The organism is Lysinibacillus parviboronicapiens (assembly GCF_003049605.2).
GTDB classification, from domain to species: domain Bacteria; phylum Bacillota; class Bacilli; order Bacillales_A; family Planococcaceae; genus Lysinibacillus; species Lysinibacillus parviboronicapiens.
The window spans coordinates 4390787-4410185 of sequence record NZ_CP073713.1; the positions used below are offsets into that span (position 1 = coordinate 4390787).

The 19399-nt window shown below is 36.2% G+C and carries 19 protein-coding genes; 7 read left to right on the plus strand and 12 right to left on the minus strand.

The window, feature by feature from the left end; all coding sequences use genetic code 11:
- Positions 1–53: 53 nt before the first annotated feature.
- From C9J31_RS21235 to C9J31_RS21245, 3 genes are all read right to left on the minus strand, one after another.
- Positions 54–1421 carry a UDP-N-acetylmuramoyl-tripeptide--D-alanyl-D-alanine ligase gene (locus tag C9J31_RS21235; RefSeq protein WP_107948838.1) on the minus strand — a complete coding sequence of 456 codons (1368 nt, stop codon included), beginning with the start codon at positions 1419–1421 and terminating at the stop codon, positions 54–56.
- 11 nt (positions 1422–1432) lie between these two features.
- Complete coding sequence (locus C9J31_RS21240; protein WP_107948836.1) at positions 1433–2512, minus strand: D-alanine--D-alanine ligase; 1080 nt, start codon at positions 2510–2512, stop codon at positions 1433–1435.
- 144 nt (positions 2513–2656) lie between these two features.
- The gene (locus C9J31_RS21245; protein ID WP_107925456.1) at positions 2657–3409 is read right to left on the minus strand and encodes a hypothetical protein; all 753 of its coding nucleotides are present in this window, start codon (positions 3407–3409) and stop codon (positions 2657–2659) included.
- Between the two features lie 172 nt (positions 3410–3581).
- Between C9J31_RS21245 and C9J31_RS21250 the strand changes: the two genes are divergently transcribed.
- Positions 3582–4769, plus strand: coding sequence for an FtsW/RodA/SpoVE family cell cycle protein (locus tag C9J31_RS21250; protein WP_107948834.1), 1188 nt, complete (start codon positions 3582–3584; stop codon positions 4767–4769).
- Between the two features lie 82 nt (positions 4770–4851).
- Here the strand turns inward: C9J31_RS21250 and C9J31_RS21255 are convergent, their stop codons facing one another.
- On the minus strand, positions 4852–4989 hold the full coding sequence (locus tag C9J31_RS21255; RefSeq protein WP_167395997.1) for an Lmo0850 family protein: 138 nt from the start codon (positions 4987–4989) through the stop codon (positions 4852–4854).
- Between the two features lie 523 nt (positions 4990–5512).
- Between C9J31_RS21255 and C9J31_RS21260 the strand changes: the two genes are divergently transcribed.
- The 3 genes from C9J31_RS21260 (at position 5513) to cls (ending at position 9193) form a co-directional block, all read left to right on the plus strand.
- Positions 5513–6673: an MFS transporter gene (locus C9J31_RS21260; protein WP_107948832.1), complete on the plus strand. Its 1161-nt coding sequence runs from the start codon at positions 5513–5515 to the stop codon at positions 6671–6673.
- Positions 6674–6802: 129 nt separating this feature from the next.
- Positions 6803–7594: a YwqG family protein gene (locus tag C9J31_RS21265; protein WP_167395996.1), complete on the plus strand. Its 792-nt coding sequence runs from the start codon at positions 6803–6805 to the stop codon at positions 7592–7594.
- 141 nt (positions 7595–7735) lie between these two features.
- Positions 7736–9193, plus strand: coding sequence for a cardiolipin synthase (gene cls, locus C9J31_RS21270; RefSeq protein WP_107925446.1), 1458 nt, complete (start codon positions 7736–7738; stop codon positions 9191–9193).
- A 63-nt stretch (positions 9194–9256) separates the two neighbouring features.
- Here cls and C9J31_RS21275 read toward each other — a convergent pair whose 3' ends face one another.
- The 4 genes from C9J31_RS21275 to C9J31_RS21290 form a co-directional block, all read right to left on the minus strand.
- Complete coding sequence (locus C9J31_RS21275) at positions 9257–10039, minus strand: M15 family metallopeptidase (RefSeq protein WP_107948830.1); 783 nt, start codon at positions 10037–10039, stop codon at positions 9257–9259.
- 181 nt (positions 10040–10220) lie between these two features.
- Positions 10221–10469 carry a hypothetical protein gene (locus tag C9J31_RS21280; RefSeq protein WP_107948828.1) on the minus strand — a complete coding sequence of 83 codons (249 nt, stop codon included), beginning with the start codon at positions 10467–10469 and terminating at the stop codon, positions 10221–10223.
- Between the two features lie 55 nt (positions 10470–10524).
- Complete coding sequence (yidC, locus tag C9J31_RS21285; protein WP_054768242.1) at positions 10525–11286, minus strand: membrane protein insertase YidC; 762 nt, start codon at positions 11284–11286, stop codon at positions 10525–10527.
- Between the two features lie 236 nt (positions 11287–11522).
- The gene (locus C9J31_RS21290) at positions 11523–12317 is read right to left on the minus strand and encodes a helix-turn-helix transcriptional regulator (RefSeq protein ID WP_107925440.1); all 795 of its coding nucleotides are present in this window, start codon (positions 12315–12317) and stop codon (positions 11523–11525) included.
- 502 nt (positions 12318–12819) lie between these two features.
- On the opposite strand from C9J31_RS21290, the gene C9J31_RS21295 reads away from it, so the two are divergent.
- The 3 genes from C9J31_RS21295 to C9J31_RS21305 all read left to right on the plus strand — a co-directional run bounded on the left by C9J31_RS21295 (position 12820) and on the right by C9J31_RS21305 (position 16719).
- The gene (locus tag C9J31_RS21295) at positions 12820–13470 is read left to right on the plus strand and encodes a LytTR family DNA-binding domain-containing protein (protein WP_107925438.1); all 651 of its coding nucleotides are present in this window, start codon (positions 12820–12822) and stop codon (positions 13468–13470) included.
- 317 nt (positions 13471–13787) lie between these two features.
- The gene (locus C9J31_RS21300; protein WP_107925436.1) at positions 13788–15308 is read left to right on the plus strand and encodes a succinyl-CoA:acetate CoA-transferase ScpC; all 1521 of its coding nucleotides are present in this window, start codon (positions 13788–13790) and stop codon (positions 15306–15308) included.
- A 268-nt stretch (positions 15309–15576) separates the two neighbouring features.
- Positions 15577–16719, plus strand: coding sequence for an MFS transporter (locus C9J31_RS21305; protein WP_107948826.1), 1143 nt, complete (start codon positions 15577–15579; stop codon positions 16717–16719).
- Positions 16720–16735: 16 nt separating this feature from the next.
- Here C9J31_RS21305 and C9J31_RS21310 read toward each other — a convergent pair whose 3' ends face one another.
- The 4 genes from C9J31_RS21310 to C9J31_RS21325 all read right to left on the minus strand — a co-directional run bounded on the left by C9J31_RS21310 (position 16736) and on the right by C9J31_RS21325 (position 19343).
- Positions 16736–17047 (minus strand): hypothetical protein, encoded by a 312-nt coding sequence (locus tag C9J31_RS21310; RefSeq protein WP_107925432.1) that lies wholly within the window; start codon positions 17045–17047, stop codon positions 16736–16738.
- 73 nt (positions 17048–17120) lie between these two features.
- Positions 17121–17570: a GNAT family N-acetyltransferase gene (locus C9J31_RS21315; RefSeq protein WP_054768241.1), complete on the minus strand. Its 450-nt coding sequence runs from the start codon at positions 17568–17570 to the stop codon at positions 17121–17123.
- Between the two features lie 386 nt (positions 17571–17956).
- Positions 17957–18238: a GNAT family N-acetyltransferase gene (locus C9J31_RS21320; protein WP_107948824.1), complete on the minus strand. Its 282-nt coding sequence runs from the start codon at positions 18236–18238 to the stop codon at positions 17957–17959.
- 190 nt (positions 18239–18428) lie between these two features.
- Entirely contained in the window at positions 18429–19343 is a 915-nt protein-coding gene (locus C9J31_RS21325) for a DUF1002 domain-containing protein (protein WP_107925429.1), read from the minus strand.
- Between the last annotated feature and the right edge of the window lie 56 nt (positions 19344–19399).

Genomic DNA, 19399 nt, shown 5'->3' on the forward strand with positions numbered 1-19399 from the left:
GCTCAGTTATCTTTAACATAAAAATCGATGAGGTTCGCCCCCATCGATAAATTTTAATGCGTAAATGCTTTTAAAATATTTTCTAACTTCATTCCTCGTGAGCCTTTTAATAACACGATGGATTGCTCATTAGCCAGCTGTAACTTTTCAATAATCGGTGCATAATCATCTTCTACGTATAGTAAATGCTCCTTGTCAAAACGCTCTTTTAACACCTCATACAAACAAGCCATGCGCGGTCCATATAAGCAGACGTATGCAATTTCTTCTACATCAATATCTAGTGATAAGTCTTCGTGGAAACTTTGTTCATTTACGCCTAACTCAAGCATATCACCAAGCACAAGCCATTTTTCTGGTCGAATCGTCGTTGTAGCTACAAACTGAATAGCAGCCTTTACGGAAGTTGGTGCCGCATTGTAAGCATCATTAATGAACAATGCACCATTTGTACCGTACACTTGTTGCATGCGCATATCAGTTAAGGCCACTTGTTTTAACGATTCCCGTATTTGGTCATTATTTAAACCTAGCTTTTGTGCAATTAGCATAGCAACTAATGTATTTTTCACCTGATGCTTGCCGAGTACAGAAATAAAGAAATCCCCTTCGATTACACCGTGTGTCGTGAAACTACTTCCGTTAGCAGTCGCTTCTATATTTTCGGCAAATAATAAATCTCCAGGCTCTAAACCAAATGCCTGTGCATTTAAATTTTCTTCTTGGTCAACCAATTCCTGCAATAACGGCTCATCACCATCATAGAAAAGTACTCCGCCGTCTTGCATACCTTGAATAATTTCAAACTTCGCCTTGGCAATCCCTGCACGTGAGCCTAGATCTTGCATATGCGCCTCACCAATATTCGTAATAACTGTTATATGCGGGCGGGCTAGCTTTGTTAAAAATTCTATCTCACCAAATCCACTCATGCCCATTTCAAGCACAGCGACGTCAGTATCTTCATCAAGTTGTAATAGCGTAATTGGTAAGCCTAACTGATTATTAAAGTTCCCAATGGTTTTTTGCACCTTGAAAAATGGAGCCAATGTTCCTGCTAGAATATCCTTCGTTGATGTTTTACCATTCGACCCAGTAATCCCTATAAACTTAGCTTTATGTTCACTGCGATAAGCGCGCGCCATATGCTGTAATGCCTTTTCTGGATCATCGACAAACAGTAACGGAACGCCTGCTGGCGGATTCGGTTCGTCCTTTTGCCACAGCGAAGCTCCAGCTCCTTTTTCAAAAGCCTGCAAAACAAATTTATGGCCATTTGCTTGCTCACCACGAAATGGCACAAATAAGTCTCCTTGTTGAATTGTTCTTGTATCAATAGAGATCCCTGATACTAGCGTGTCACCGAAAGCTGGCACTTCCTCATTTAACCATGCTGCTAATTGCTTTAATGTCTTTTTCACAATAATCCCACTCAGTCTTTTTTATAGTGAAGCTGTTGTTTTTCCTCGTATCGCTCAATCGCTAGCTCAATTAATCGATTAATTAGCTCTGGATAACTTACATTTGTATGTTGCCATAGAAGTGGATACATACTGACAGGTGTAAATCCAGGCATTGTATTTACTTCATTGATATAAATCTCGTTATTAGCTGTAACAAAGAAATCTGCACGTACTAAACCGCTTCCATCTAGGATTTTAAAGGCACGTTTCGCATAATCCGTTAAGTTTGCTACCACATCTGTAGACAATTCTGCAGGAATAATAAGCGCCGTTGAACCATCTTTATATTTGGAATCATAATCATAAAACTCTGTTACTGGCTTAATCTCACCTGGTACAGAAACTTCTGGAAAATCATTGCCCAATACACCAAGCTCTATTTCACGTGCTACAATACCTTGCTCCACTACGATTTTTCGATCATATTGTAATGCAACTTCAATTGCCTTAGTAAGTTCTTCGCGGTTTGATGCCTTGCTAATGCCAACACTTGAGCCTAAGTTGGCTGGTTTCACGAACATCGGCCACGTTAATTTTTGTTCACAGCGCGCTAAAATAGCTTGCTGTTCATTTGCCCACTCGCTGCGGATGAAATACGTATATGGCACTTGTGGTAAGCCAGCAATTTCAAATAATTGCTTCATGATTACTTTATCCATACCTGCCGATGATGCTAACACACCATTTCCAACATACGGAAGATTTAAAACTTCCAGTAACCCCTGTACAGTACCATCCTCACCATTTGTACCATGTAGCAGTGGGAAAATCACATCGAACTGTACAGCTTTACCATTGTCGTCGATTAAGAAATTTGTAATATTGTTTTCTAAAATAATGGCATCATCACCAAATTGTAATTCTTCAATTGTACTTGCAGGTTTTACTAGGCGCTTACCTTGTCGCCACTCCCCATCAAGTGTAATGAAAATCGGATATACTTCATACTCCTCGAAATTTAAAGCCCCAGTGACTGCGCATGCCGTCGACAATGACACTTCATGCTCTGCAGACTTTCCGCCGTATAATAAACCGATTCTTTTTTTCATTTTTGTGCCCTCCACATACTTCTTGAGTACTATTAGTTTATCACGAAACGGCTTGACAAATTACATAAAAATCTCACCGTAATTTTGACGGTGAGATTTAAGTATCCTATTCAATCCACGCTTAAAAGGTGAATGTGAGTTCGCTTAAATAATATGAATCAGTTCATCGTGTTCGTTTTTCAAAATCGCATTTAAATCATCCCATACTTCGTCAGGGAAAGAATAATCTGATAGGTTGCGAATTTCAATGCCATATGCTGCTTTTGGTTTTTCAATCCGATAAAGTGACAATAACGCTCCGTCTTTAGCGAAAGAACGATATGCTCTTAAAAATTCTGGTGTGAGTGAAGGCGTACTGGATTTCACTTTTCGACGCCAAAAACCCGTGCTACGTTCTTTTTCACGTATTAAACTATTAAAAATATTGGCAACCAGCAAATCTGAATCACTTAAATGGCGAAAATAAACTTTTGTCATCTTTTCCACATCGGAAGAATAATAGACAAACCGGTTTTGCAATTTATTAAAAAATGGAGAAGTAATTGGTTCTTTTTTATGACTTAGGTAAAGTAGTTCCCCTTGCTCCATTGGCGTCAACTGATTTAATTTTTTTTCATCCATAAAATCTACCCAACACAATTCTTTTGACTCAGTCGCTTTTTTCACAAAATGAGGAACTTCCTCATCTGGTACATAGTCAAATTGTGTATGCATATTAAATGATCCATCTTCATAGGAATGTTTCAATAATAGTAAGTGATGCAGTGGATCTAATGAAGCTACAAATTGTGAGAGCTTAAGGCCACTAAAAATGACGAATTTATCGACATCATTCATATGAACATATATATGGTACATAAAATCTTCAGCTGACTTCAATTTTTTAGCCACACCCATCACCCCATTCTTCATATCATTATAAAACTAAACCGAATTTTTTTGAAACATTTTATGCTAATTGTCGTCACAACAATATACGTAGGCGGAAAAACGTTTTTTGCGTTATAATGTTAATGTTCTACACGCGTTAGCGCACATATTTTTAAATATTTTATTTTAGGTGGCTTTTATGGAAAATAAACGAAATTTCGCGAATCGTTTCGACTGGACACTCGCTTTTATACTTATCACTTTCCTTGTCATTAGTTTATTAGCTATTGCATCGGCGCAAACTTCAGGACAATATGGCATTAACTATGTACCTAAGCAACTTCAATGGTACGTGATTGGTGCAGTTATTATTGGTATTGTCATGTTTTTCGAACCAGATCAATATAAAAAAATGGCTTGGTATATGTATGGAGCCGGTATTGCTCTCTTAGTACTACTTATCTTTATGCCTGAAGGAGAAGGACAAATTGGTGCACCTGTTAACGGTGCTAAAAGCTGGTTTCATACACCTATGGGGAATATTCAGCCCTCTGAGTTTATGAAAACATTTTACATTTTAGCACTTGCACGATTAATTAGTAAGCACCACGAAGTCTATTCTTTAAAATCATTAAAAACTGATTTCATTTTACTCGCTAAAATCGGTGTCACTTTGATTATACCATTAGGCATTATTATGAAGCAGCCCGACCTTGGTTCAGCACTCGTATTCTTTGCTATCACCGCTGCACTTGTTATAGTTGCAGGTATCTCTTGGAAAATAATTTTACCGACTTTCGTTGGGGGTGCTGCAATTGGTGGTATTCTCCTATGGATGGCACTTTATATGCAAGATTTCTTAGAGAAAACTTTCGGCTTTAAGACTTATCAGTTCGCCCGTATTTATTCATGGCTCGATCCTTATTCATATTCATCAAGTGATGGCTACCATTTAATTACTTCTTTGAATGCCATTGGTTCAGGTGAAATTTTCGGTAAGGGTTTCCGTGGCCGTGAAGTTTACGTGGCCGAAAACCATACCGATTTCATCTTCACTGTTATCGGTGAGGAATGGGGCTTTATTGGTGCAAGTATCGTTATTTGTATTTTCTTCTTGTTAATCTATCATTTAACGAAAACAACACTTTTACTGAAAGATCCGTTCTCAACTTATGTATGTGCTGGCATTATTGCCATGATTACGTTCCACGTCTTTGAAAATATCGGTATGACCATACAGCTACTACCGATTACGGGTATCCCTTTGCCATTCATTAGTTATGGCGGGAGTTCATTGATGGGGAATGCACTTGCTATAGGACTTGTCTTTAGCATGCGTTTCCATTATCGTACTTATATGTTTACAACGCATGATGAGGACGATTAAATAGTAAAATTTACGAATGCCAAAGATATAGGAAATGGGTAGTCTCAATTTTAGGAGACTACCCATTTTCATTTTAAACGAGTTAAGCTTGAACTTGCGGTGTTTGCGTTGGCGGTGTGAGTACTTTTAAAAGCTCAAGTCGAGACTTGGTAACAGTAGCTTTCACACCCAACTTCGATAAATTCGAAACAATCTTTTTCAAATCTACTTCCTTCGTCATACGTTCCACCTCAATCTTTCCTCGAATTTTATAACGTTTAAATTACAAAAAAGTTTCAATTTAATATGTGTAAGATGTCTGACAAGTATATCTGTTTCTATCATACCATTTAACTTGACTTTATAGTTTTTCAATTTTGTTACAATGTAAATTTTATTTACCACCAACTAATGCCATCCACATACCCCTCATTGGTATGTAAATATTATACTGTAGAATTACTCGGAGGTGCTATATGACAAATGATTCAAATCAAAATGCGGCAAAGTGTCGATTGCTCGCTCCCCGGTTATCTATAGCTAAATTATTTACATATCACGTCACTTCTATTCGCACTTCAAAAAATTCTTCTTCCATCAAACAATCATTTTCATTGTAATGTGTGACCAATGTAACCGTTAGCCAAAGACATAGTCCCAGTATTTATTAAAGTTGAACAGTCTAATGATTCCTTGTAATAGCAAGAACAAGAGAGGTAGAATATACATACTGAAATATCGTAAGAAAGCAGGGAACTGTATTTATGAAAAAGGCTATTCTATTGTTAATGTCTGTTCAATTTCTCGTTTACCTAGGTTTCGGAATTATTATTCCTGTGTTACCAGAGGTTATTGTCCAGCAGGGCTGGGATGATATACACGTGGGTGGTTTACTAACTGTGTATTCACTCGCAAGTTTTTTTACTGCACCACTTTGGGGAATGCTATCTGATAAGGTAGGGCGCAAGCAACTTATTTTAATGGGTCTAATAGGCTTTAGTTTAAGCTTCGTTATTTTCTCGTTATTTATAGATAATTTAACCATTCTCTACGTATCACGTGTTGTAGGTGGTTTATTTTCAGGCGCACTATACACAGCCGTAACGGGCTTTATCGGTGATATGTCTAGCGAGGAAGATCGTAATAAATACATGGGTCTAATGGGCATGTCCATCGGTCTTGGTTTTATCTTCGGTCCAGCTATTGGTGGTGTGCTTGGCCATTATAGCTTGCAATTACCTTTTATCGCTTCTGCAGCTTTAATCGCACTATTATTTATTTATGCAAGTATCGTCTTAAAAGAACCTGAAAAACGAAAAGATTCAAGAAAACGTGCAATTGTGCCAAAAGGTGCTGGCAAAATGCTGCAATATCGAGTGCGATATTTATTTATATTCTCTTTTTTAGTGACATTTATGCTAGCGGGCGTTGAAGCGACTTTCCAACTATTCCAAATTGACCGCATTAACATCACCCCATTACAGATTGGTTATCTGTTTATGTTTAGCGGTTTTGTGGATGCAGCTATTCAAGGCGGTGTCGTTCGACGAATTAAAAATGGTACTGAAACATCTTGGTTAATTGGCGCTCAAGTTATTACTGCGCTTGGTATGCTGTTATTTACTTTAACGGCTAATTTAGTGGTGGCTGGGCTAGCACTTTGTGTCTTTACAGCCGGGAACGCTCTTGCTAGAACATGTGTCGTCTCTCTTTCATCCAAAGAATCCGGTGGTCAATATGGCACTGCGGCCGGTCTTTCCTATTCTATGGATAATTTAGGCCGTATTCTCGGCCCGCTATTCTTTACATGGTTGTTCACTGTAGAATCGAATCTTGGTTATTACATTTCAGCAGGCATAGCTATTGTATCGATTACCTTAATTTTTATTTATAAATCATCAAATAAATCTTTACGGCTTGAATAATTTAGCCGTTAAAAGGTGTAACCTATAATAATTCACAACTTTATATATTAGATCAAATACGTTATAAGGTATATGGAGCATATGTAAAGAACATTGAATGCTTTTATGTGTAAAATCGGAGGGCTTTACATGAACAAAACAACGAATCTTTTACTTCCTAAAGAACTTGAAACGTTTCGTTCTGAAATTGAAGAAACACTTCTTTCAGCGGTGATTATCTCACCATTCAAACGTTCTACTTCGTTAACGGAAAGTAAATTTGCTGGCGAACCTTACTTACCTTATTATCAAACCTACCCTAAGGATATAACTGGTGAACCGATGCGCTTATTAGCTCAAATTAATTTTGCAGAAATGCCAACACTTCAGGATTTTCCATCACAGGGCATTCTTCAATTTTTTATATCATCTAATATATTTACCAATGCGGCGCATTACCATGAGGATATTTTCCAGCAGTTTTATAAAATACGATTTTACCCAACAGTAAATACTGACATAGCTGCTCCTATACACGAGACAACTGTGAACGCATCAAATGATTGGTTTCCTATTAACCAAGAGCTAGCACTACAATTCAGATCTGAGCAAGAACCTGTTTCTGCATTAGATTATCGTGCAACCCACTATTTACCGAACCTGAAACCACATCATGATGATGTTAATTTGCATGAAATATACTTACAGCATTTTTTAGGGGCTGGTGCAAAAATTGGTGGCTACGCATATTTTCTAGAGGAAGATATTCGTCATGAATCACAATTGCTTCAGCGCTATGACGTTTTGTTGCTACAAATCGATTCAAATGATGAATTTGGTATTATGTGGGACGATAGTGGTGTTGGGAAATTTTTTATTAACCGCGAAAGACTTCTTCAAGAAGATTTTTCAGATATATTATTTCAATGGGAACATTATTAATGCTAGGCCTGGATTACCTCAATCTAAATTTTGAGGTAATCCTTTTACATGATTACAAACTATTAATGTATCTTCTTTCATTCCACCTGTGAAGTAAGCTATACTAAATATATCGGAAATATAGTAAAGGCAGGTGCAGGAATGAGCATTTTTACAGATGTAGAATATCTAGTACCTTTAATTTTATTCATTAATATTTTATCAGCAATGACTATTATTTTTTTAGAGCGTAAAGATGCTACTTCTACTTGGGCATGGATTCTAGTATTATTTTTCCTGCCATTAGCTGGGTTCGTTTTATATTTATTGTTGGGACGGCAATTGCGAAAAAAGCATTTGTTCCGTTGGGAAGGTCGCAAGGATATTGGGATAGATACCCTTATAAATTATCAGAAAGAAACGATCCGGGACGATACATTTGAGTTTCGTATCGAGAATGCAGAAAATTATAAAGAAATGATTTATATGCATTTAAAAACAAATAATGCTGTACTTACACAGGATAACGACATTACAATTTTGGACGACGGTGCCGATAAGTTCGAGATGCTGCTAAAGGATATTGACGCAGCAAAAGATCATATTCACATTCAATATTATATTTTCCGTCTAGATGATTTAGGAACTCGTATTGTTAATGCACTTATAAAGAAGGCCAAACAGGGCGTGAAAGTCCGACTCTTATATGATGAAATGGGCTCACGTAATGTGAAAAAGCGCCATTTTAAAAATTTACTTAGTGCAGGCGGAGAAGTTGAAGTGTTTTTCCCATCTATTTTACCTCTGCTTAACCCGCGGTTAAATTTCCGAAATCACCGTAAAATCGCAGTCATCGATGGTCGAATTGGTTACATTGGTGGTTTTAATGTCGGAGATGAGTATCTGGGTTTACAAAAGAAATTTGGCTATTGGCGCGATACACATTTACGCATTGAGGGTAGCGCCGTGCATCCTTTACAAACACGCTTCTTATTGGACTGGAACCAGGCATGTGCACAACAAAAAATGGGTTATTCAGACCGCTATTTCCCGGCTATCCCCAAAAAAGGGGACGTTGGCTTACAAATCGTATCAAGTGGACCAGATTCCGATTGGGAACAAATCAAAATTGGTTATTTAAAACTGATTAATATGGCAAAAAAATACATCTATATTCAAACACCATACTTTATTCCAGATGTTAGTTTTTTAGATGCCATAAAAATTGCCACCCTTTCAGGCATTGATGTCCGTATCATGATACCGAACAAACCTGACCACATGTTTGTTTACTGGGCTACATACTCTTACGTAGGACAATTACTACGTGCGGGGGCAAAGGTTTATATTTATGAAAAAGGATTTATACATGCTAAAGCCATTATTATTGATGATGAAGCATCAACAGTAGGAACCGCAAATCTAGATGTTCGAAGTTTCAGCCTAAACTTCGAAGTGAATGCCTTCATTTATGATTCTAAAATTTCCCACCAATTAGCGGAGATCTTTGAAAAAGATATTTTCGATTGCACTGAATTAACATGGGAAATGTACAAAAATCGTTCGAGTTTAATCAAATTTAAAGAATCTATTTCACGTTTATTAACACCGATACTTTAAAGCTAATTTTACCCGTATTTAAAAAGAGGTTATCTCGATTTCTATCGAGACAACCTCTTTTTATTATTTCACACCTAAGTATTCCTCTAATGTTATATTTTTCTTCTTAATTTCTTTAGCAATGTCGATGCCAACATATCGGAAATGCCACGATTCATACATGTAGCCGGTAATGTCTTCTTTATTTTGAGGGAATCGTAAAATAAAGCCGTATTCCTGAGCATTCTCCACTAACCATTTTCCTGCTGGTGTTTCACCGAATTCTTCAGTAAGCCATAAATCATCTTTACCCCGTTCACCAATATCAAAAGCTAAGCCTGTTTGATGTTCTGAATAGCCAGGACGCGCACTATAACGGTCTGCAGCAGCTTGTCCGTCACGATTGACATAGTTATTGTATAAGGTTGTTTGATATTCAAAAGAACGATAACCACTAAACGCTACTAAATCGAAGCCCTTTTGTTGCTTTGCAGCAGCTAGCATTTTTTCTAGTGCCTGACTTGCCTCTGGGTTTACATCAGGTGCAAAGGTCGATGGAAGCGGATAGATTTTATTTGCTAATAGAATACCGTCAATATATGTAGGCTCTGTTGGTAAGGTTTGGTTTGGTAAATAACCATTTTCGTCAGGTTGTTGCTCTGATTGTTCAATTGGTTTTGTTGCATCATCTGTTGCTGGTTTATCCGTTACTGGAGTATCTTTTTTATTCGCCTCTGTTACTGATTGCTGCCCATCTGATGCTACATTTACTTGATTATTTTTATAGTAAACGACTACGAAAATAGATATGATTAACGCCGCTGATATTAAAGCACCAATGATGAGTGGTAGACGATTTTTTTTCACTGTATTAGCCCCTCTTTCATTTATCCTACACGAACGGGTTGTGAGGGCTCCCTACTTTAAAATAGATATTTAAAGTAGGAGCTCAAGCACCGTAACTCGATTAAAGCTTTACTTTATCTATATAGTTTTATTTTAACATTTATCACATTTTTAGGTATATCTTTTCGTCATATTTCTTTGCTTAGTTTGTAAGATTGATGAAAAGTACAACAATTGCTGCGATTGTAAAAAAGATAGCCATATACTTCATCCATTTTGCTTCTTTCACGTAACCCCGCTCTTTAAAACTCTTAGCTCGAAAACCATTTGATAATGCAAACATTATCGTCATTGCAAGTACGGCAAAATTAAAATTACCCATAATTACACAAACAATAGCCGCAATACTGAAAACAGCGACGAGAATAGATGATAACCACTTTGTGTTCATCCTGTTGACCCCCTAAAAAAATCGAGGCTACATAAGCGCCTCGACATACATTTTTTTATGATTTTGCTTTTTCGGGATGCTCCGAATAATATTTTCGTCCAATATAAGTTTGAATAATCAGTAACGCACCACTTACAGACCAATAAAGTGGTAAAGCTGCCATTGATGACATTGAGATAAAGACAATCATAATTGGAGAAATATAAATAAACAATTTCATCTGTGCCTTTTGCTGCTCTGGTACCGTCCATAGTGACACACGTGCTTGAACTAAATAAACAATACCTGCGATAATAGTCATAATAATATCTGGTGAACCTAAGCTAAACCATAAAAACATATGTGATTTCACATCGGCTGAATATAAAATCGAAAAGTAAAGACCCATGATGATTGGCATTTGGATTAACATCGGTAAGCAACCCATATTTAACGGATTAACACCATGTTTTGAATACAAGGCCATCATCTCTTGTTGGTACTGCATTTGTTCTTCTTTTGTCTTAGCTTCCTTCATCTTTTTCTGAACTTCTTCCATTTCAGGCTTGAAGGCATCCATTTTAGATTTCATTATTTGTTGCTGACGGTAGTTTTTCAACATAATCGGCATTAAGACTAAACGAATAAGCACTGTAATAGCAATAATCGCTAAACCATAACTACCTGAAAATATATCATTCCCGAAAAACTCAAGTAAAAATTCCATAGGCTTCACAAAAATACTATAGAAAAAGCCTTCTTTGTTCTGAACTGCTTGACAGCCACTAAGTACAAAAACTACAAGACCAAGCATTGATAATAGCTTTAAATTTTTCATTTTTCCACCTACTATTATTTTTCAACTAATGTGAAGTATACCTTATAAAGACTATCTTTATCAAATAGCAAGTGCTACTAATTCAATTCCTTCTAAGCATCAACATAAGCTTTCAACTACAGTTCTTATTAAAAAAAGATGCGAGCTTAGCATCGCTAACAAGGCCGCATCTCTTACTGTTTGTCAAATTTTGCATACAAGCTTCCTACAACGGTTTAAGACAATAACTCTAAATATTATATATTTTGAAGCTCTGACTCGGCCATTTCAAAACGATAAAATTCGTGATGTAATTCGTCGCGGAAATGCTTAGGCGTTACGCCTGTGTATTTTTTAAAAATACGCGTAAAATAGCTTTGGTTACAGAAGTGGAACTGATCTGAAATAGAAGTAATACTTTTATTTGTATGACGTAAATAGTATTGAGATTCCTCCACACGGCGAACATTTAAATATTCAACAAGTGTAATGCCCACATGTTCTCTAAAAATACGTGATAAATGGCTTGTACTTATATGGAAGTTATTTGCGATGCTCTCTACTGTTAAGTCATTCTCTAATTCATCGTTTATATACATTATCACCTTATTGACGGTCTGGTGACGGAAAGTCGGTTGCTTGCGATCTGCGATAAAATAGACAAAGAAATCAATTAAGTCATCGGCAAATTGTAAAAACTCTGCGTCTTTCATCTGATTTTCAATCATATCATTGCAGGCAATATTAAAGGCAAAAGCTTTCTTCGAAGGTACTTGATTGTCAAGTAATTTACGAGCAACAATCGACGACAAAACGGAAAAATAACTTCGAACAATTTTAATGACTTGCTTGCCAAAACGTATTGAAAGAATATCAATTAACTCATGCAAAGATTTCTTAGCCTTTGCAGATTCTAAATGATAAATTTCAAATATTAATTTCGACTCAATATTAAAAAATTCTTCCACACCGATGTATTGATTAATATTATCGATTTCTTGGAAGTATCTTTTTGATATCGTTTCTGACATTGAATGTTGATGTAGTTGCATAATCTTCCCCATCTTTCCTCAGAGTGCACGAATTACTTTACAATATTTGACACCATTTTACATAATGTTAAATAAGAAAATAGTATTTACTTTTTCTGGTATGATTTGAGTCCTATTTCACAAGTATATAATGACTATAACTTAAAAATAATCCAACTAAAACACCAGTCGTAATAAAAATAGACTATACAGAGGATTTTACCATATTCTGCGATTTCCTTTCAACCACATTTTGTTGTCTTCTCTAGTTCTTATTTATCACATAGGCATAGTAGAAACCTAGTAAACTTACTTAGACCCAATTAAATTTTACCATATCAATAACAAAAAAATTAGTAATTAATTAAAATTTGTTACATATTATGTAATAGAATTTCCACCTTTTTATTTCATATTCGACATTTCTCTATTTTATTCCTAAATCTTCTCTATATAATTTATAGGAATATGTAGTAAAATAGATGATAATACTATTTTTAAAAGTTCAAACGAGGTGTTAATAGTGGATCCAAAACAAATAGAAGAAATCATGGAGATTATTAAGGAGTTCTTCCCAGAGAATACTTCAATCGCAATCTCCGACACAAACGAATACTTGTATTACCAACCAAGCAAAAAAGTTGATTTAAAAATTAAGCCAGGTGACCCTATTAAAGAAGGTTCAGCTGCCCATAAAGCTCTAAGCTATGGACAAAAAATCAGCACTTACATCGAACCAGATGTATTTGGCGTTGCCTATTTCGGCATGAGTATCCCTTTAATGGAAGAAGGCGAAACAAAGGGTGCCATTACTGCCATCTTCCCACAAAAGCCATCAGCATTTTTAACAAATTACATCACGATCAAAATTGATGATTGCTGGTATCCAATCAAGCATGATCAAGTCATTTATCTAGAAACTCAGCTCCGAAAAACATTTGTTAAAACAATGGGACGTGAAGGTTATCACCGACTAAATTTAAGTGATCTTGAGCTATTTTTAGCACCTGATTCATTTATTCGATGCCACCGTTCATATATCGTCAATATCGACTACATTGATGAAATTCAACCAGATTCACATTCCACTTTCTTATTAATCATGAAAGACGGCACACGCATCCCTGTTAGCCAACGTTATGCGAGCTACTTCCGTCGATCTTTAGGGTTCTAAAATCTTAATAAATACAGCGAGCATTTTACCTTATTAAATGCTTGCTGTTTTTTTATCTTTTTATTAAGAATATAATATCAACTCAAAATGGCTACTGCTATAATAAAACGTTTTCTCTGTCGAAAAAGCGTTCTTATGCTCGAATTTCCTTTTTTTAAACAGTTTAATGCTGTTTCTAAAGTAATTGTGACAGTTTGGTGATAGTATTATTCAAACGGTTGGTGCTATACTACAACTAAATAAACAGAAAATTCTTATAAGTTTTTTCTAGTTTTGTAATCGGTTTCCATCAAAACTTTTAGGGGAGGATTTTTTTAATGGATGCAATTGTTCAAAAACGTTTAGGTTTAAAAGAGCTTGAAAGTAAAATCGTTACAGCTGATGTAGCTGCAGCACTTATTTCTGACGGTGATGTAGTAGGTATGAGTGGTTTCACTCGTGCTGGGGACGCTAAAGTTGTTCCAATGGCATTAGTAGAGCGCGCTAAAAACGAAAAATTCAAAATTGATGTATATACAGGCGCTTCTTTAGGCCCTGAAGTAGATAAATATTTAGCTGAGGCTGGCGTTATCCGTAAACGCGGACCATTCCAAGGCGATGCAGGCATCCGTAACCTTATCAACTCTGGTGATATTCAATATGTAGATGCCCACCTTTCTCATAACGCTGAATTAGTTCGTCAAGGTATTATGGGTCCAATTAAATATTTAATTCTTGAAGCTGTTGCTATTACAGAAGACGGATTAATTATCCCTACAAACTCTGTAGGTAACTCACCTATTTTTGCTGAGTATGCTGAAAATATTATTGTCGAGTTAAACATCTCTCACCCAGAAGCTTTAATCGGTATACATGATATCTACGTACCTGCTGAGCAAGGTCAACGTGAAGCAATCCCAATGACTGATGCGACACAACGTATTGGCGAAATCGGTATCAAAGTAGATCCAGCAAAAATTAAAGCAATCGTTATTTCTGAAGAGCCAGATGCTCCTTCATTAATTGTTCCTCCAGATGAAGAAACACAAACAATGGCGAACATTTTATTAGACTTCTTCCGCGATGAAATTAAAGCTGGTCGTCTAACTAACAAATTAATGCCGTTACAATCTGGTGTAGGTTCTGTAGCAAACGCTGTACTTGATGGCTTTGCTGATTCAGAGTTTGAAGATTTAGTTGTTGCTTCTGAAGTACTTCAAGATGCAGTATTCAACTTAATTGATGCTGGTAAAGTTAAATTTGCTGCAGCTACTTCCATTACACTAACGGAAGAATTACAGAAAAAAGTTTACGGCAATTTAGAAAAATATGCTGATAAAATTTGCTTACGCCCACAAGAAATTTCTAACCACCCAGAGCTTATTCGTCGTTTGGGCTTAATCTCAATCAACACAGCCCTTGAATTAGATATCTATGGTAACGTAAACTCTACACATGTTTCAGGTACAAAAATGATGAACGGTATTGGTGGTTCTGGTGACTTCGCACGTAATGCGCGTCTTGGCATTTTCGTAACAAAATCATATGCTAAAGGTGGAGCGATTTCTTCAATCGTACCTATGGTTTCTCACGTAGATCACACTGAGCATGATGTTGATGTAATCGTTACTGAACAAGGTATTGCCGATCTACGTGGTCTTGCTCCAAAAGAGCGTGTTCAACTAATCATCAAAAACTGTGCTCATCCAGATTATAAAGAGCAATTATGGGATTACTACAACCGTGCTGTTGAAGCAACAGGTAACCAACAAACACCTCATATTTTAGAAGAGGCACTTTCTTGGCACGTAAATCTTACTAAAAACAAAACTATGAAAAAAGAAGTTGCAAAAGCTTAATTTACATTGTAACGCCTAATAAGTCATTTCGACTATTAGGCGTTCTTTTTTTGTCGAAAATGGTATAATGAAGTGAAACTTTCATCGGTGGGGATATATTTTCCCCACCGATTATTATTGAGCTCTACAAGATGTGGTGAATTTTTGTGTGTTCTTTTATCCAGTACTTACCGTGAACAAAATTTCCTCCAACTGCGTTGTGAAGTGAAAATATTAGTGTCCTTTGTACGGATAAACCACCAGGTCGTAATTTGTAACAGGAGGAGTTATGAAGAAATTTATCTATGTAATTATATTCTTTTCATTTTTTGACTTATTTACTCAGCTTCCTGTAATGAGTACATATGCAGAATCTTTAGGTGCCTCTGCCTTTTTAACGGGTTTGGCAGTGGGCATGTATTCCCTTTCTAATACATTCGGGAATATTATTTCTGGTTTTTTAACCGATCGTAAAGGACCGTTTGTGATTTTAGTTATCGGTCTTTTTACTACAGGACTCTCGTTAACACTTTATAATTTAGTAGCAGAACCTATTGCTCTACTAGCTGTACGTTTTGTACATGGGTTAGTAGCAGGATTTATCGTCCCAGCGGCGTTTACATTCTTAGCTAATGCTACAGAACAAGAAAAACGTGGTAAAGGCAGTGCAATTTCAGGTGCCTTCGTTGGAATAGCCGCTATTATTGGTCCTGCATTTAGTGGTATTTTAGCAAGTCGAACAAGCGTACCTTTCGTTTTTAATATTTCAGCAAGCTGTATGCTACTTTTAGGTATTCTCGCCGTTTTTTTCTTAAAAGCAACTATAGGAAAAAAAGAAAAAACCGCACCGAGCACACATATACCCATTCGTGTTTTTTTTAATAACATTGGAACATTAAAAGCCTTTTCAGGAGCATTCTTTTTAATGTTTTCACAAGGCGTTATTGCCTACCTACTGCCATTAAAAGTACAGTCGTTAGGATTTGATTCTCGCTTAAGTGGGACACTTATGAGTGCTTTCGGCATTATTGCTGTTCTAGTATTTATTCTTCCTACTAATCGAATTTTTGACAAAGTCGCCCCTGTTAAAACGTTATCACTTGGTATTAGTTTAATGGGTATAAGCCAAATACTTATCAGTCAGGCCGATTCGAGTACTTTACTTTATATCGCGATGGCTTGTTATGGTGTTGGCTTCGGCTTCTTATTTCCTTCTGTAAATTCGCTATTAATTGACTCCACGACAGTTGAAAGTCGAGGAAAAGCATATGGTTATTTTTATGCCTTTTTCTCATTAGGCGTTGTGCTGGGCTCCTCATTGCTAGGTTGGCTATCACTCGGCATTGTAAGTGGCTTTATTTTCACTGGAATAGTGTTAATAAGCTTTGCTGTGATTACACTTATTCCCAAAAGAAAACCTTCTCATAGTTAAATGAGAAGGCTTTTTCTTACTTTTCTTTTTCCTGAATTTCTTCGTTGTAAAAATGGACACCTGTATGTCCGCCACCTTCAGCAACCATTTCATTTGATGCTAATTTTGTTGGAGATGTCCCTGCTTCTGTCGCTACCTCAGTAGCTACACGTTCAGCGATTCTGTCATCCATATTAACATTTGATGTATTCAAATAAGATTCAAATTTTGATTTGGCACTACTTAACATATTCAATGCTTTATCACGGTTCTCTTTTTTACTTAAATAAGATGCTGCTAATCCTGCTAATCCTGCAAGTACAACACCCGTTCCTTTGCGTTTTGCCATTATAAATCCCTCCTAAAAATATAGAAACTGGCCTTATAACATATCTTTTCCCTATTTTAAGAGGTCTAAACATTTATTTTTCCGCCTTATATAACATATCAAGATGCGGCAAGCTATCATATATATAGGGCTCTGAGACTTGTTTGAAGCCAAATGAGCCATAAAAATCTTTTAAATATTCTTGCGCCTGAATAAAAATCTCTGAGCCTGGCCATTCTTTTTCGATTGTATTTATAGCTAACTGTATCATCTCCTTACCAAGCCCCGTGCCACGTACATCTTGCTTTGTGATAACACGACCTATCGATGTCATATCAAATTTTTCACCAGGTGGTAATAAACGTGCATACGCGAATAATTCTCCATTTTTAACATATGATATATGTATAGAGTTTTGATCATGATTATCTAAATCCTCATAGCATGTCTGTTGTTCAACAACAAAAACATTTACTCGTAGCTGAATAATTTTATACAATTCTTCCGTTGTTAATTCATTATACGTCTGTATTTTCCAAGACATTTTCTATCACTCTCCTACTCGATATTATCGCACAATTCTAACTATTTTTCGTTAACTAACTTTATTTTGTAATTTTTTATGATTATAAATAACAAACTAAGGGAATTAATTAATTATTACAATTAATAGGAGAGTGATTTACATGAAAGATTTAGACTTACTATACGATTGGGTAGACATGGCTTCATTATTGGGGGGCGCCGGTTTTTTAACATTGTTAATATATAGTGTAATTTTATTATAAGGAGCGTATTAAATGATTTCTGTAAAAGCTTAAAAGGCAATCCGCTTACTAGCACAAGGCTACTAGCAGATTGCCCTATTTTTTTATAATTTGATCGAACATGTCAGATAGTGATCGACAAGTGCGCTATGATAGCTTTTCTTTATTGTTTAACATCATCATAGGCATCAGATTTTTCAAATGCTGCTACTACATAGGAACAAACTGCTTCCATTTTATAGTCGTTCTCACGTGCATAATCTGCTGCACGATCTAACAATTTTTTCGCCACCCCTTGACCACGGAGTTTGTCTGAAACATAGGTGTGATCCATTACCATCACTTGCCCATTTTGTTGCCAAGTAATCTCTGCTAACCTTTTCCCTTGCTGCTCATACACAAAAGCATGCTTGTTTGCTGTAACATGCTGTAATTGGAATTCCATTGCTCACCACTCCTTTATTTTCATAGTAACATAGCCTTTTGTTTTTTTACAAAGATAGTGAACATAGCTTACATTCGTTTGGCACGCACGTCTATCTTCTAAAAATAACGGCAAAGAAAGTTTTTACCGAATATGTTCATCTCCCATCAAAAAAAGCTCAACTGCCATTGACAGTGAGCTTTACTATTTTTTATTTAAACCAAGATGAAATAGATTCTTTTAAATTAGCGAAGAAATTTTTCACACTCGTCCAGAAGCCTTCATCTTCCATTAGTGCACCGAATTTTTCTTGTAACGTATTACTAATATCATTTAATTGATCTGACCATTTACTAAAATCAATATCAAGTTTACTAATTTTGTCCATCAAATCAATTAATAGTTGTCGATCCTTCTCGCTTAAATTTATTTCTAGCTTATTTAACTGCTCTTGCACGATTTTTTCAACATCTTCACGTGTTGCCGGTTTTAATTCTGCGATTTGTTTTTTTATTTCTGTTAGTAGTTCTGCCACCTTTGCATCATCGACACCCGAAGATTCGGCAAGAGAAGTTGCTACTGAAAGTTCTTCATTGGCAACGTCTGTGCGCTCAATATCTAATGTCTCGCCCGTTTTCACTTCATAAGCTTTATAAATCCCTACAAGTGCTGAATGACCAGTTACAGCCTTTGGCGCAGCTACTTGTACCGTAGCATCTTCGATACCCGCTGTCAGCATCGCATTTGCATACATTTCAGATGTTACTTGTGTAATGTTTGAAGGTGTAACAATCTCTATCACTAAGCCCTTCCCAGCATCCTTACGAGTAATTTTTGCAGAAGAATACATGCGTGAACTTGAATTACTATCTTTAATGTATTTAGTTAAGTCTTCCCCAGATACTGTAATCTCTTCAATTTCAGGTTCTTCACTTACTTTTAAAGACTTTTTAACAGATTCTTTTTCTGTCTCTGATAAGTTTGCACCATATACCACAATTGGCACGCCTAGTTTTTCATCTATTGCTTTTGTTGTCGAATTATCGGCCGCAAATCCTGTTGCTGGTGCCATCACACCAAATACTAACATAGTAGCAGTTAGTACTTTCACCCATGTTTTTTTCAAATTGTGTGACCCCTTTCACTAGATAAATCATTTAGCCTGTATAATGTATGTCACTA

Excerpts from the sequence above, each read along its gene's own strand:
- C9J31_RS21320 (WP_107948824.1), bottom strand. The coding sequence starts at position 18,238 with ATGGAATTCCAATTACAGCATGTTACAGCAAACAAGCATGCTTTTGTG.
- C9J31_RS21315 (WP_054768241.1), bottom strand. The coding sequence starts at position 17,570 with ATGTCTTGGAAAATACAGACGTATAATGAATTAACAACGGAAGAATTG.
- C9J31_RS21250 (WP_107948834.1), top strand. The coding sequence starts at position 3,582 with ATGGAAAATAAACGAAATTTCGCGAATCGTTTCGACTGGACACTCGCT.
- cls (WP_107925446.1), top strand. The coding sequence starts at position 7,736 with ATGAGCATTTTTACAGATGTAGAATATCTAGTACCTTTAATTTTATTC.
- C9J31_RS21265 (WP_167395996.1), top strand. The coding sequence starts at position 6,803 with ATGAACAAAACAACGAATCTTTTACTTCCTAAAGAACTTGAAACGTTT.
- C9J31_RS21240 (WP_107948836.1), bottom strand. The coding sequence starts at position 2,512 with ATGAAAAAAAGAATCGGTTTATTATACGGCGGAAAGTCTGCAGAGCAT.
- C9J31_RS21260 (WP_107948832.1), top strand. The coding sequence starts at position 5,513 with ATGAAAAAGGCTATTCTATTGTTAATGTCTGTTCAATTTCTCGTTTAC.
- C9J31_RS21245 (WP_107925456.1), bottom strand. The coding sequence starts at position 3,409 with ATGGGTGTGGCTAAAAAATTGAAGTCAGCTGAAGATTTTATGTACCAT.
- C9J31_RS21290 (WP_107925440.1), bottom strand. The coding sequence starts at position 12,317 with ATGCAACTACATCAACATTCAATGTCAGAAACGATATCAAAAAGATAC.
- C9J31_RS21300 (WP_107925436.1), top strand. The coding sequence starts at position 13,788 with ATGGATGCAATTGTTCAAAAACGTTTAGGTTTAAAAGAGCTTGAAAGT.
- yidC (WP_054768242.1), bottom strand. The coding sequence starts at position 11,286 with ATGAAAAATTTAAAGCTATTATCAATGCTTGGTCTTGTAGTTTTTGTA.
- C9J31_RS21310 (WP_107925432.1), bottom strand. The coding sequence starts at position 17,047 with ATGGCAAAACGCAAAGGAACGGGTGTTGTACTTGCAGGATTAGCAGGA.
- C9J31_RS21280 (WP_107948828.1), bottom strand. The coding sequence starts at position 10,469 with ATGAACACAAAGTGGTTATCATCTATTCTCGTCGCTGTTTTCAGTATT.
- C9J31_RS21305 (WP_107948826.1), top strand. The coding sequence starts at position 15,577 with ATGAAGAAATTTATCTATGTAATTATATTCTTTTCATTTTTTGACTTA.
- C9J31_RS21255 (WP_167395997.1), bottom strand. The coding sequence starts at position 4,989 with ATGACGAAGGAAGTAGATTTGAAAAAGATTGTTTCGAATTTATCGAAG.